The sequence below is a fragment of the Sphingomonas bacterium genome, from assembly GCF_903642285.1.
Lineage (GTDB): Bacteria > Pseudomonadota > Alphaproteobacteria > Sphingomonadales > Sphingomonadaceae > Sphingomonas.
This window is the reverse complement of record NZ_CAHJWJ010000010.1, coordinates 59345-72199: the sequence shown is the minus strand read 5'-3', so window position 1 is coordinate 72199 and position 12855 is coordinate 59345. Positions and strand designations below refer to the sequence as shown.

Genomic DNA, 12855 nt, shown 5'->3' with positions numbered 1-12855 from the left:
TCGCTCACAGGCCACCATAACGGCGCTGCCGCTGCCCGAACGCCGCAACCGCCGCCGCCAGCGCCGCCGCATCAAAATCGGGCCACAGCGTATCGACGAACAGCAGTTCGGCATAGGCCGCCTGCCACAGCAGGAAATTCGACAGGCGCTGTTCGCCCGACGTCCGGATCATGAGGTCGAGCGGTGGCAGGGCTGCGGTATCGAGCGCCTGCTCGATCATGTCGGCGTCGATCGCCGCCGGATCGACCTCCCCCGCCACCGCATGTTCCGCCAGCCGCCGTGCGATCGCGGCCAGTTCGGCCTGCGCGCCGTAATTCAGCGCGATCGCGAGCAACGGACCGGTGTTCGACGCGGTCCGCGCCACCGCATCGTCGACCAGATTGACGATATCCGGCGCGAAACGACGATAATCGCCGATGATCCGCAGCCGGACATTCTCGCGCACCAGCTCGTCCAGGTCGCTGCGGATGAACAGGCGCAGCAATCCCATAAGGTCGCCGATCTCCTCTTCGGGCCGGCGCCAGTTCTCGCTACTGAAGGCGTACAGCGTCAGCGCCTCGACCCCCAGCGCGCGCGCCGCCCGGGTCACCTTCCGCACCGCCTCGACGCCCGCCTTGTGCCCGGCGACACGCGGGAGGAAGCGCTGCTTCGCCCACCGGCCATTGCCGTCCATGATGATGGCGATGTGGCGGGGGATAGTGGCGGTGGCAGGTACGGCGGTCAGATTGGGAGCGGTACTCACTTCTCCCCTCCCGCACACGGTGGGGCGCTGAAGGCTACACCACCCATCACTTCCCCAAGATTTCCTTTTCCTTCGACGTTGCCGCCGCGTCGAGATCGGCGATCGTCGTGTCCGTCAGTTTCTGCACCTCGATTTCATGGCGCTTGCGTTCGTCCTCGCTGAAGACGCCCTTCTTTTCGTCGGTCTTGAGTGCGTCCATGCCGTCGCGGCGGACGTTGCGCGCCGCGATCCTGGCTTTTTCCGCATATTGCCCGGCGAGCTTTGCCAGTTCCTTGCGACGATCCTCCGTCAGGTCGGGGATCGGCAGGCGAAGCGTCGTGCCGTCGTTGATCGGATTCAGTCCCAGCCCAGCCGAGCGGATCGCCTTTTCCACCGGCCCGACATTGCCCTTGTCCCACACCTGAACCGAGATCATCCGCGGCTCCGGGACCGATACGGTCGCGACCTGGTTGAGCGGCATGTGGCTGCCATAGACCTCGACCGTCACCGGATCGAGCAATGCGGTCGAGGCGCGGCCCGTGCGCAAGCCGCCGAGGTCGTGCTTCAACGCCTCCACGGCACCTGCCATGCGGCGCTCCAGATCGGCCTTGTCATATGCCGGCATACATCGTCTCCTGGTTCTGAACGATCGTCGAGACGCCTTCACCCGCCAGTACCGCGGCGAGATTGCCGTGATCGCGGATGTTGAAGACGACGATCGGGATATTGTTGTCGCGGCACAGCGCGATCGCGCTGGCGTCCATGACCTTGAGGTCTTCGGACAGCACGTTCGAATAGCTCACCGTCGCATATCGCCGCGCGGTCGGATCCTTCTTCGGATCGGCATCGTAGACGCCATCGACGCTGGTGCCCTTGAACAGCGCGTCGCACTTCATTTCCGCTGCACGCAATGCCGCGCCGCTGTCGGTAGTGAAGAACGGGCTGCCGACCCCGGCGGCGAAGATCACGACGCGGCCCTTTTCCAGATGGCGCTCGGCGCGGCGGCGGATAAAGGGTTCGCAGACGCTCGCCATCGGGATCGCCGACTGGACGCGGGTCTCGACGCCCTGCTGCTCCAGTGCGTTCTGCACCGCGAGCGCGTTCATGACGGTCGCGAGCATGCCCATGTAATCGCCGGTCGCCCGGTCCATCCCGCGCGCTGCGCCTGCCATGCCGCGAAAGATGTTGCCGCCGCCGACGACGACGCACAGTTCGTAGCCTGCCGCCTTGGCATCGGCGATCTCGCCGGCCACCCGCGCCGTCACCGTCGGATCGATCGCCATGCCGCCGTCCCCCATCAGGACCTCGCCCGACAATTTCAACAAAATGCGTTTGAAGCGCGGGGGCGTCATGCGGTCTCAGGGCTTTCGGGGTCGGAGCACGACGACCTTAGGCGGGGGGAGCGGGAGGGGCAACAGTGTCGCGTGGCGATCCTCCTCGTTCACGGGGAGGTGGCAGCCGAAGGCTGACGGAGGGGGTTCGCCGCAAGCGATCCGCCCGCGGCCAACCCGCTCCACCACTCGCTTCTCGAGGTCCCCCTCCCCGCGAGGGGGGAGGATCGTGCCTTCACGCCGTCGGTTCGGGCTGCGTGTTCTGCGGAACGCCCGACACCGCCGCCACTTCCGCAGCGAAATCCGACGCGTCCTTCTCGATCCCCTCACCAAGCTGGAACCGGACATAGTCCTTCAGCACGATCATCGCGCCGGCATCCTTGCCTGCCTTCGCCACGACGTCGCTGATCTTCGTCTTGCCGTCCATGACGAACAGCTGACTGACCAGCGCGTTCTCCTTGCGGTACTTGGCGATCGCGCCGTCCACCATCTTCGTGATGATTTCCGCGGGCTTGCCCGACTCGCCGGCCTTTTCCGCCGCGATCGCACGTTCGCGCTCGATCAGTTCCGGATCCAGATCGGCCTCGTTCAGCGCCTGCGGGAAAGCGGCGGCGATGTGCATCGCCAGCTGCTTGCCGAGCCCCTGGAGAACCTCGTCGGACGCGTCCGATTCCAGCGCTACCAGTACGCCGATCTTGCCGAGGCCCGGCGACGCCGCGTTGTGGACATAGGGCACGACCGCGCCCTTGCCGACTTCGAGCCGCCTGGCGCGGCGCAGCGACTGGTTCTCGCCGATCGTCGCGATATTGTTGGTCAGCACCTCCTCGACGGTCGTGCCCGACGGCATCGCTTCGGCCTTGATCGCGTCGATGTCGTCGCCGGTCGCCAGTGCGATCTGCGTGACTTCGCGCACGAACTGCTGGAACTGGTCGTTCTTCGCGACGAAATCGGTTTCCGAATTCACCTCGACCGCCGCACCCACGGTTCCACTGACCGCGATGCCGACCAGACCCTCGGCCGCGGTGCGGCTCGACTTCTTCGCGGCGGCGGCCAGGCCCTTGGTGCGCAACCAGTCCATCGCGGCATCCATGTCGCCCGCGGTCTCGTTCAGCGCCTTCTTGCAATCCATCATTCCCGCGCCGCTCTTCTCGCGCAGGTCCTTGACCATCGCTGCCGTGATATCGGCCATGTGTTTCATCCTCTTGTGTTCAATATGATGCGGGCGAGGCCGGGCATGATCGCCCTGCCCCGCCCGCATGAAAGCGCGATGACGGTTTACGCGTCGATCTGGCGCTCGCCTTCGGCCGCGAACTCGGCCGCGATGTCCGCATTCGCCGCGGCATCGGTCGTATCCGCGCCGGCCTCGATCGCCGGCTCGGCCGAGATCGATTCCTCGCGCGGCGGCTCCGCCATCGCGCCGACATCCGCGCCGGACCGGCGCTGCTGCTCCTGTCCGCCACGCGTCGCCGCGATCGCGATCGCTTCGCAATACAGACGAAGCGCACGGCTGGCGTCGTCGTTTGCGGGCACGGGGAAGGCGATGCCGTCGGGCGAGACGTTCGAATCCAGGATGGCCACGACCGGAATACCCAGCGTGTTCGCCTCCTTGATCGCCAGCTCTTCCTTGTTCGCGTCGATCACGAACATCACGTCGGGTACGCCGCCCATGTCGCGGATACCGCCCAGGCTCAGTTCCAGCTTGTCGCGCTCGCGAGTCAGCTGAAGCACTTCCTTCTTCGTCAGGCCGACCGTGTCGCCCGACAGCATCTCCTCGAGCGTCTTCATCCGCTTGATCGAGTTGCTGATCGTGCGCCAATTGGTGAGCATCCCACCCAGCCAGCGATGGTTGACGAAATGCTGACCCGAACGGCGCGCGGCATCCGCGACGGGCTCCTGCGCCTGGCGCTTGGTGCCGACGAACAGAACCTTGCCGCCACCGGCGACCGACTGGCTGACGAATTCGAGCGCGCGCGCGAACAGCGGCACGGTCTGCGACAGGTCGAGGATGTGGACGCCGTTACGATCGCCGAAGATGTACGGCTTCATCTTGGGGTTCCACCGATGCGTCTGGTGGCCGAAATGCGCGCCCGTTTCGATGAGCTGCTGCATGGAGACGACAGGTGCCGCCATAGGGATGGATCCTTCCGGTTATGCCTCTGGGAAGCGGATGACGGTTGATCACGGAAACCGTGATCGCGCGCACCGGGCTATGATGCTTCCCATGCGGGGTTGAGCCGCGCGCCATAACGGCGAAGCGTCCCGAATGCAATCATTGCGGTAAGGCAAATGCCGATCCGGAAGTGCCGCTTGACAAGTAGAACGATAGTAGAACATATAGTGTTCGTAGCGTGACTTCCGCGTTACCGGGCGCGATTCTGATGCCGTTCGTCGCGTATCGTGCGGCGACGCGGGAACCGATGATCGTGTCGGGTATTTGAGATCGGTTGGAAGACGCGTTGGCGAGGCTGACGGGAGGCGAGCATGCAGATGGTCATCGACATCATGGTTTTTTCGGGCGCGTTCGTCGCCGCGTCGGCGACCATCGCCATGACGGTCGCGCCGCAATGGCATCGGATCGTGCGCCTTGCCGCCGGCCATCCGGAAACCGCTTATGCGCCGCTCGCGTCTCTTGTCCATGCCGAACGCCGGATTGCCGTCAGGCATTGGGCTGCTGCACCGATCCTCGCCCCGATACGACAATTGCGCGCCGCTGCCTGACCCGCGCATATTGGTATGCGCTGAACGGGATCGAGACCAGATAGGCGGTTGTAAGGACACCTAGCGTCTGCCAGGGTGCAGACACGAGCGCGGCACCCAGAAATACGACCAGTGCCAGCGCCTCGAAGCGGATGTTGCGGCGCAGACGTACCGAACTCCACGAATAGGTCGCTATGCTCGATACCATCAGCAGGGCGATCGTCGCGACCCACGGGGCTACGAGATAGGGCGAGGCCAAAAAGGGCTCGTCGGTCCAGAACCACAACAGCATCGGCAGCAACGCAAGCGCCGCGCCGGCGGGTGCAGGGACGCCGGTCAGGAAGCCGGCGGATTTGTGAGGCTGGTCCGTTTCGTCGATCTTGGCATTGAATCGCGCGAGCCGTAGCGCGCAGAACACGGCGAAGATAAGCGCGCAGGTCCAGCCGAAGCGCGGCAGCGTCGCCAGCGACCAGAGATACAGGATCAGCGCGGGCGCGACGCCGAACGAGATCGCATCCGACAGCGAGTCGAGTTCCGCCCCGAAGCGGCTTTCGCCATGCAGCAATCGGGCGATCCGACCGTCGATGCCGTCAAGCACCCCGGCCACCATCACCATCGCGACCGCCAATTGCCAATCGCCGCCGATCGCGAACCGCACGCCGCTCAGACCCGAACACAATGCGAGCGCCGTCACGGCATTGGGTGCCACCGCACGCAATGGCAGGCCCCGCGTGGGACGGCGAAGGCGCGGCAGGCGGGGCAGACGCTGTTCGATCATCACGCGATCGTCATTGCGCGACGCCGTGCACCGGCATGGCCCCGACGCGTCCGATCACCGTCTCGCCGGCGATCGAACGCTGCCCGAGCGTAACTTGCGGCGTCACGTCGTTCGGCAGGAAGACATCGAGTCGGCTGCCGAAGCGGATAAGCCCGATGCGCTGACCGCCCGCGACCATGTCGCCTGGCTTCACGAACCCGACGATCCGCCGCGCGACCAGCCCGGCGATCTGCGTGAAACCGATCCTGCGCCCGCTTCGCCCTTCGACGACGATATGCTGGCGTTCATTCTCTTCCGATGCCTTGTCGAGATCGGCGTTGAGGAATTTGCCCGAGATATACACGACCTGACGCACCGTCCCGGCGATCGGCGTACGGTTGATGTGCACATCGAACACGGACATGAAGATCGACACGCGCACCATCGATGTTTCGCCGAGTTCGCCGACCAGTTCGCGCGGGACCGGCACTCGCTGGATCATCGTCACCAGTCCGTCCGCCGGCGCGACGATCAGGTCGTCCCCTTGCGGCGTGGTTCGCACCGGGTCGCGGAAAAATGCCGCGACCCAGAGGCACAAACCGACGAACGGCCAGAACAGCACATGGCTGACCATCGTGGCGATCAGCGTCAGCCCGGCGGCGATCAGGACATATTTGCGTCCTTCCGGATGGACGGCGGGGAAACGCCATTTGACGGCTTCGGGAGCGATGACGGAACCGGGCGGCGGCGTTTCGAGCGATGACATCCCACGGGGTCTATCCCCGCGACCCCCGCGTGACAACGTCGAAGCGATCGGGCCGCGATCCGTCGCGGTTGATCCGCGTCCGCCTTCTGCTTAGACGCAGCGCCATTCCCCCTCCCCCAAGGAAGAGCATATGGCGAAGATCAAGGTGAAAACGCCCGTCGTCGAGATCGATGGCGACGAGATGACGCGGATCATATGGGAATGGATACGCGAGCGCCTGATCAAGCCGTATCTCGACATCGAACTCGATTATTACGATCTGGGCATCGAACACCGCGACGCGACCGACGACAAGGTGACGGTCGACAGCGCGCGCGCCACGCAGAAATACGGCGTGGCGGTGAAGTGCGCGACGATCACGCCGGACGAGCAGCGGGTTACCGAGTTCGGCCTGAAGAAGATGTGGAAATCGCCCAACGGCACGATCCGCAACATTCTTGGCGGCACGATCTTCCGCGAACCGATCGTCATCAAGAACGTCCCCCGCCTGATCCCCGGCTGGACGCACCCGATCGTCGTCGGTCGCCATGCCTTCGGCGACCAATATCGCGCGACCGACTTTCTCGTCCCCGGCCCCGGCAAGCTCCGCCTGGTATTCGAGGGCGATGACGGTCAGGTCATCGACCGCGAGGTGTTCCAATACCCGTCGGCAGGCGTCGCACTGGCGATGTACAACCTCGACGACTCGATCCGCGACTTCGCGCGCGCGTCGATGCATTACGGCCTCAATCTGAAGTGGCCCGTCTATCTGTCGACCAAGAACACGATCCTGAAAGCCTATGACGGCCGGTTCAAGGATCTGTTCGCGGAAGTTTTCGAAGCCGAATTCAAGGACAGGTTCAAGGAAGCGGATATCGTCTATGAGCATCGTCTGATCGACGACATGGTCGCCTCCGCGTTGAAATGGAGCGGCGAGTTCGTCTGGGCGTGCAAGAACTACGATGGCGACGTACAGTCCGATCAGGTCGCGCAGGGTTTCGGTTCGCTCGGCCTCATGACGTCGGTGCTGCTCACCCCCGATGGCAACACCGTCGAGGCCGAAGCCGCGCATGGCACCGTCACGCGCCATTACCGCATGCACCAGCAGGGCAAGGCGACCTCGACCAACCCGATCGCGTCGATTTTCGCCTGGACCGGCGGCCTGAAATATCGCGGAAAGTTCGACGATACGCCGGATGTCGTGAAGTTCGCCGAAACGCTGGAGCGGGTCTGCGTCCAGACCGTCGAGAACGGACACATGACCAAGGATCTCGCGATCCTGATCGGTCCCGACCAGCCATGGATGACGACCGAACAGTTCTTCGAGCAGGTTCGGGCAAATCTCGAGACCGAGATGGGTAGCTGGGCCTGAGCATTGGGGGGGGCACCGGGCGGTTCCGGCCATGACGGCCGGGGCATGTGCCTGCCCCGGCACCTTCGTCGGATAGGAGGCACGTCCTGCCTTGGGCCGGGAACCCGGACAATGCTGTCACGTTCGTTACGGGCACAGATCGGGAGAAACTTGTGACGAAGATATTTCATACGATTGCGATCGCCGGCGTCATGGCGGCATCCGCTACCGTCGCCACCGCGCAGACGGTGCCACAACCGGCGGCGGCCACCACCGGCGCGACGGTATATGATTCCGCGGGCGGCGTCGTCGGCACGATCAGTAGCGTGACCGCGGACGCGATCGTGATTTCGACCGGCGCGCACGACGTGGCGGTGCCGCCCGCATCGGTCGGCGCGGGCGCGAAGGGCCCGACGATGGCAATGACGAAGGCCCAGCTCGACGCGGCCTTCGTCCAGCAACAGGATCAGGCCAGTGCCGCGCTGAAGGCGCAGCTCGTCGCGGGCGCAGCGGTCTACGGCAGCGATGGCGCGACTCAGGTAGGCACGATCAAGGCCGCGGACGCGCAATATGTCACGCTTACGACTTCGACGGGCGGCGAGGCGAAATTGCCGGTCGCCGGCTTTTCGACTGGACCCAAGGGTTTGCTCATCGGCATGACCGCCGATCAGCTGAATGCCGCGATCGGCGGCGCTGCCAAGAAGTGAATGCAATAGCCGCCGCCCCATCGTACCGGGCGGCGGCCGGATATCATCGCGGGCGCGGTATCGATCCGGAAAGCGCTTTGTTGATCCGGTCCGCAATTTCATTCGCTTTGGCAAACGGCGCTTCGGTGCCCTGTCCCAGATACAGCGCATGCAGATAGTTGCGATCGAAGGCCGTAAGACCGGGCGGCGGTAGACGGTCGCCCTGCTGGAACAACCGCAGGATCGTATCGCCCGCCGCCTTGTCGCTCATCGGACTGCGGGTCTCGGCAAGTGTGCGCATCGTGGCGTAATCGGCGATCTGATCGAGCCCCTTGCCGATTGCCGCCGGGATGTCGACGATCAGGATCGTCGCGAGGATGTTGCGTTTGGTGGTCAGCGCGATGATCGAAGCGTTTCGTACCTGCAGTTCCGGTGCGCGAACGCCGGTGGTGGTGCCGACGCGCAACTTGTCCCCGTCCCGGCTCGTCGTTTCGGTTATCGTCCAACCGTGGATCGGCCCGGGATCGTCCGCAAGCCGTTTGATCGCATGGGGTTCCATGTCGCCGAACAAATCGGCGTGCGAACGGCGGATCTCCCGGACGAGCGCCTGGCCGTTGTCGATGAAGACGATCGTGATATTGGGACGGCAACCGTCATTGCCGACCGCGATCCCCACTTCGCGCGCATCGTCGGCGATCCGCCTGGCCAAGCGGTCGTCGAATTCCTGCGCCATGCCGATCGCGGTCGGACATACGGGTCCGTCGAACCGCGCGACGGCCTCGGTCGCATCCCGGATCGCCATCACCTGACTGGTCAGGTGGCGAATCTCCGCCTTGGTCGAAGGGCGCTGGCCCGTTACGACGATGTCGGCGCCGCGCGATGGAGACTGAGGCTGGGTTTGCCCGGCGATCGCTTCCCCGCTCAGCCCAATGACGGCAGCCGCAAGGCAGAGTGCACGTCTCATGTCGCAATTGCCCCTTCTGCCAGTGCGTCGCGGATCGCCTGGATAGCGTCCGATGCCTTTGCGCCGTCGGGGCCGCCGCCCTGCGCCATGTCCGACCGCCCGCCACCGCCCTGCCCGCCGAGGACGGCGACCGCGCGCCGCAGCAGGTCGACGGCGTCGTGGCTGGCGGTCAGATCCGCGCTCACACCGACCGCGACCGAGGCGCGACCGTCGTTGACCGCGACGATCACGGCGATGCCGGATCCAAGCCGCTGTTTCGTTTCGTCGATCGCGCCGCGAAGGCCCTTTGCGTCGAAGCCGCCCAGAACCTGACCCACAAAGGCGATGCCGCCGATCTCCTCCGGTCCGGCGGGTCCATTCCCGCCAGCCATCTCGGCCAATGCGAGCGCTTTCCGCGCGTCCGCCAGTTCGCGCTCCAACCGACGCCGGTCGTCGATCAATGCGGCGACGCGCGCGGGCACCTCGTCGGGCGCGGACTTCAACGCAGCCGCCGCTTCGCGCAATACGGCATCGCGCCCGACGAGATAGGCGCGCGCGGCCTCCCCGGTCAGCGCTTCGACGCGGCGAATGCCCGAGGAGACGCCGCCTTCGCCGATCACCTTGAAGAGCCCGATATCGCCGAGCGCACCGACATGCGTCCCGCCGCACAGTTCGATCGAATAGGTCTCGCCGTCCGCCGCGGTGCCCATCGATACCACCCGAACCTCGTCGCCATATTTCTCGCCGAATAATGCCATCGCGCCCATCGCGATCGCATCGTCGGGCGCCATCAGCCGCGTAACCACCGCACCGTTGCCGCGGATCTGTGCGTTGACGGCGGCCTCCGCATCGGCCAGTTCCGTCATGCTCATGGGCGACGAATGCGACACGTCGAACCGCAGCCGGTCAGGCGCGACCAGCGATCCCTTCTGCGCGACATGGCTGCCAAGCCGCTGCCGCAGAGCCTCGTGCAGCAGATGGGTCGCCGAATGGTTCGCCCGGATTTGGCCGCGGCGGGCGGTATCCACGGTCAGTTTCACCGCATCGCCGACCGCAATCCGGCCCGCGTGTACCGCCGCGTGGTGCACGAATACACGTCCCAATTGCTTCGACGTTTCGGTAACACTGGCGCGCAAACCATCGTCGTTGCTGATCAGGCCGGTATCCCCGACCTGTCCGCCGCTTTCTCCGTAGAATGGCGTCTGGTTGACGACGATCGCGATGGTATCGCCCGCCGTCGCGTGGTTCGCTCGTACACCGTCCTTGATCAGCGCGACGACCTGCCCCTCGCCGGTGTCGGCGGCATAGCCGGTGAACTCGGTCGGGCCCCATTCCTCGACGATGTCGAACCAGAGATCATCGGACGCCTTCGCCCCAGACCCCTTCCAGGCGGCGCGCGCGGCGCTCTTCTGCTCGGCCATCGCGGTGTCGAACCCAGTGCGATCGACGGTCAGATTCTGCGTCCGCAGCGCGTCCTCGGTCAAGTCGAAGGGAAAGCCATACGTGTCGTAGAGCCGGAAGGCGGTCTCGCCTGCCAGCGTGTCGCCGGGCTTCATCCCGGCCGTCGCCTCGTCGAGCAGCCTCAACCCCTTGTCTAGCGTCTGGCGGAAGCGCGTTTCCTCCTGGCGGAGCGTCGCCTCGATCTGCGGCTGCGCGCGGACGAGTTCCGGATAGGCCGCGCCCATCTCGGCGACCAGCGCCGGCACCAGCCGGTACATCAGCGGTTCCTTCGCGCCCAGGATATGCGCATGCCGCATCGCGCGGCGCATGATCCGCCGCAGGACATAGCCTCTGCCCTCGTTCGCCGGCAGCACGCCATCGGCGACGAGAAACCCGCTGGTGCGCAAGTGATCCGCGATCACCCGGTGGCTGGCGGTATTCGCGCCGTCGGTCGCGGTGTGCGTGAACGCACCCGAAGCGGCGATCAGCGCCTTGAAGATATCGGTGTCGTAATTGTCGGTTACCCCCTGCATCACCGCCGCGATGCGTTCGAGCCCCATGCCGGTGTCGATCGACTTCCTTGGCAGTTCGCCGACGATCTCGGCATTCGCCTGCTCATATTGCATGAAGACGAGGTTCCAGACCTCGACGAACCGATCGCCATCCTCGTCAGGCGATCCGGGGGGGCCGCCGGCGATATGGTCGCCGTGATCGTAGAAGATCTCCGAGCATGGGCCACACGGGCCGTTGTCGCCCATCGACCAGAAATTGTCTTTGGTCGGGATACGGATGATGCGGTGATCGGGCAGGCCTGCGATCTTGCGCCACAGGTCGAACGCCTCGTCGTCGGTATGATAGACGGTGGCGGTCAGCTTGTCCGGCGACAGCCCCCATTCCCGCGTCAGCAGCGTCCACGCGTGCGTGATCGCCTGTTCCTTGAAATAATCGCCGAACGAGAAATTGCCGAGCATCTCGAAGAACGTGTGGTGTCGCGCGGTGTAGCCGACATTGTCGAGGTCATTATGCTTGCCGCCCGCGCGGACGCATTTCTGGCTCGACGTCGCGGTGGTGTAGGGCCGGCTTTCCAGCCCGGTGAAGACATTCTTGAACGGCACCATCCCCGCGTTGACGAACATCAGCGTGGGGTCGTTCTGCGGTACCAGCGGCGCGGACGGAACGATGCGATGGCCAGCCTGCGCGAAATAGTCGAGGAAGCCGCGGCGGATGTCGTTGGTCGAAGTCATGGTCGCGGGGCTTAGGCTACGCGCTCGCCACGCTCAAGGGAGCGACGACCCGGAGCCCGCCGGCCAGCGTCTCGAAGCGGAGCGGCATCCGCAGTCGCGTAACTTCGCCGTCGAGCGCGATGCGGACGTGGCGGGATCGTCCCTCGACCGTCAACGTCGCGGTCTCGGTCAGTTCGGCGAAATCGGCCGCCATGTCCGCGCGTCCGACAAGCGTACGTAGCGCAAAGCCGATCAGCGCAAGCCGGCGGTGCGAAGCGACCGCGAAGACCGACATCATGCCCTTATCCAGCGCGTTTCGTTTGCCCAGTTGGCCAGCTTCTAGACTGTAGCGGTTGTTGCCGACGAACAGCATCGGGGTCGCGACGGCATGGTCGCCGGCGTCGTGGGACAGCCGCAGCCGGTGATGGCGCAACCGCCGCAACGCATCGATGCCGGCCGGGATCGCGGCGACCCATTTGGGCACCGAGTGAAGCTCGCGCCGCGCATCGCGTCCTTCGACCATGACGGGATAGAAACCGATCGATGCGTTGTTGACGAACGCACGACCGTTCACGCGGACGATATCGATCGCACGGATGGCGGGATCGGCGAACAGCTTCACCGCATCGGACAGCGCGGTCGGAATGCCCAGCGCACCGGCGAGGTGGTTATGTGTGCCGAGCGGTAGGATGCCGAGCGCCGTATCGCGTCCGGCGAGCTCGTTCGCCGCGCAGCCGAGCGTACCGTCGCCGCCGCCGACGACGATCAGGCGCGCGTCGCGGTGTTTGCGGACAGCGGCCGGGATGTCCTCGCCGTCCACCAGATGGATAGCCGCTGTCAGACCGGCCGCGGCAAATGCTTCCTCCAGCCACGGCCGCAACCGGTCGCCTAGTTTGCCGGCGGTGCCGCCGTGGCGATTGACGACGACCGGAATCGGGCCGCTCGCGGTCTCCGCCGCCAC

13 protein-coding genes are annotated in these 12855 nt (G+C 65.2%); 3 read left to right on the top strand and 10 right to left on the bottom strand.

Translation table 11 applies throughout. The annotated features are described in order from the left end of the window. Positions 1-4: 4 nt before the first annotated feature. The 5 genes from HUU99_RS07140 to rpsB form a co-directional block, all read right to left on the bottom strand. A complete protein-coding gene (locus HUU99_RS07140) occupies positions 5-742 on the bottom strand; it encodes an isoprenyl transferase (protein ID WP_174285885.1) in 738 nt (245 codons plus the stop codon). 46 nt (positions 743-788) lie between these two features. After that, entirely contained in the window at positions 789-1346 is a 558-nt protein-coding gene (frr, locus tag HUU99_RS07135) for a ribosome recycling factor (protein WP_174285884.1), read from the bottom strand. Further along, positions 1333-2073, bottom strand: coding sequence for a UMP kinase (gene pyrH / locus HUU99_RS07130; RefSeq protein WP_174285883.1), 741 nt, complete (start codon positions 2071-2073; stop codon positions 1333-1335). Before pyrH ends, frr begins: the two co-directional genes overlap by 14 nt. Positions 2074-2287: 214 nt before the next feature. Continuing rightward, complete coding sequence (gene tsf / locus HUU99_RS07125; RefSeq protein ID WP_174285882.1) at positions 2288-3241, bottom strand: translation elongation factor Ts; 954 nt, start codon at positions 3239-3241, stop codon at positions 2288-2290. A gap of 86 nt (positions 3242-3327) precedes the next feature. Next, entirely contained in the window at positions 3328-4182 is an 855-nt protein-coding gene (gene rpsB, locus HUU99_RS07120) for a 30S ribosomal protein S2 (protein ID WP_174285881.1), read from the bottom strand. Positions 4183-4533: 351 nt separating this feature from the next. On the opposite strand from rpsB, the gene HUU99_RS07115 reads away from it, so the two are divergent. Continuing rightward, on the top strand, positions 4534-4770 hold the full coding sequence (locus HUU99_RS07115) for a hypothetical protein (RefSeq protein WP_174285880.1): 237 nt from the start codon (positions 4534-4536) through the stop codon (positions 4768-4770). Here HUU99_RS07115 and HUU99_RS07110 read toward each other — a convergent pair. Continuing rightward, positions 4709-5527 carry a CDP-alcohol phosphatidyltransferase family protein gene (locus tag HUU99_RS07110; protein ID WP_174285879.1) on the bottom strand — a complete coding sequence of 273 codons (819 nt, stop codon included), beginning with the start codon at positions 5525-5527 and terminating at the stop codon, positions 4709-4711. The two genes, HUU99_RS07115 and HUU99_RS07110, sit on opposite strands and share 62 nt — an antisense overlap. A 10-nt stretch (positions 5528-5537) precedes the next feature. After that, a complete protein-coding gene (locus HUU99_RS07105; RefSeq protein WP_174285878.1) occupies positions 5538-6272 on the bottom strand; it encodes a phosphatidylserine decarboxylase in 735 nt (244 codons plus the stop codon). Positions 6273-6402: 130 nt separating this feature from the next. Between HUU99_RS07105 and HUU99_RS07100 the strand changes: the two genes are divergently transcribed. Together HUU99_RS07100 and HUU99_RS07095 are read left to right on the top strand one after the other, a co-directional pair. Continuing rightward, positions 6403-7623 (top strand): NADP-dependent isocitrate dehydrogenase, encoded by a 1221-nt coding sequence (locus HUU99_RS07100; protein ID WP_174285877.1) that lies wholly within the window; start codon positions 6403-6405, stop codon positions 7621-7623. 152 nt (positions 7624-7775) lie between these two features. Beyond that, positions 7776-8309 (top strand): hypothetical protein, encoded by a 534-nt coding sequence (locus HUU99_RS07095; RefSeq protein ID WP_174285876.1) that lies wholly within the window; start codon positions 7776-7778, stop codon positions 8307-8309. Between the two features lie 43 nt (positions 8310-8352). Here HUU99_RS07095 and HUU99_RS07090 read toward each other — a convergent pair whose 3' ends face one another. The 3 genes from HUU99_RS07090 to HUU99_RS07080 are packed head-to-tail and all read right to left on the bottom strand — an operon-like array spanning position 8353 to position 12855. Next, complete coding sequence (locus HUU99_RS07090; protein ID WP_174285875.1) at positions 8353-9252, bottom strand: hypothetical protein; 900 nt, start codon at positions 9250-9252, stop codon at positions 8353-8355. Then, a complete protein-coding gene (gene alaS / locus HUU99_RS07085; protein ID WP_174285874.1) occupies positions 9249-11915 on the bottom strand; it encodes an alanine--tRNA ligase in 2667 nt (888 codons plus the stop codon). The genes HUU99_RS07090 and alaS overlap by 4 nt, the downstream gene beginning before the upstream one ends. Positions 11916-11931: 16 nt before the next feature. Beyond that, positions 11932-12855: a diacylglycerol/lipid kinase family protein gene (locus tag HUU99_RS07080; RefSeq protein ID WP_174285873.1), complete on the bottom strand. Its 924-nt coding sequence runs from the start codon at positions 12853-12855 to the stop codon at positions 11932-11934.

Coding starts and splice junctions, on each gene's coding strand:
- frr (WP_174285884.1), bottom strand. CDS start 1,346: ATGCCGGCATATGACAAGGCCGATCTGGAGCGCCGCATGGCAGGTGCC.
- pyrH (WP_174285883.1), bottom strand. CDS start 2,073: ATGACGCCCCCGCGCTTCAAACGCATTTTGTTGAAATTGTCGGGCGAG.
- tsf (WP_174285882.1), bottom strand. CDS start 3,241: ATGGCCGATATCACGGCAGCGATGGTCAAGGACCTGCGCGAGAAGAGC.
- rpsB (WP_174285881.1), bottom strand. CDS start 4,182: ATGGCGGCACCTGTCGTCTCCATGCAGCAGCTCATCGAAACGGGCGCG.
- HUU99_RS07115 (WP_174285880.1), top strand. CDS start 4,534: ATGCAGATGGTCATCGACATCATGGTTTTTTCGGGCGCGTTCGTCGCC.
- HUU99_RS07110 (WP_174285879.1), bottom strand. CDS start 5,527: ATGATCGAACAGCGTCTGCCCCGCCTGCCGCGCCTTCGCCGTCCCACG.
- HUU99_RS07105 (WP_174285878.1), bottom strand. CDS start 6,272: ATGTCATCGCTCGAAACGCCGCCGCCCGGTTCCGTCATCGCTCCCGAA.
- HUU99_RS07100 (WP_174285877.1), top strand. CDS start 6,403: ATGGCGAAGATCAAGGTGAAAACGCCCGTCGTCGAGATCGATGGCGAC.
- HUU99_RS07090 (WP_174285875.1), bottom strand. CDS start 9,252: ATGAGACGTGCACTCTGCCTTGCGGCTGCCGTCATTGGGCTGAGCGGG.
- alaS (WP_174285874.1), bottom strand. CDS start 11,915: ATGACTTCGACCAACGACATCCGCCGCGGCTTCCTCGACTATTTCGCG.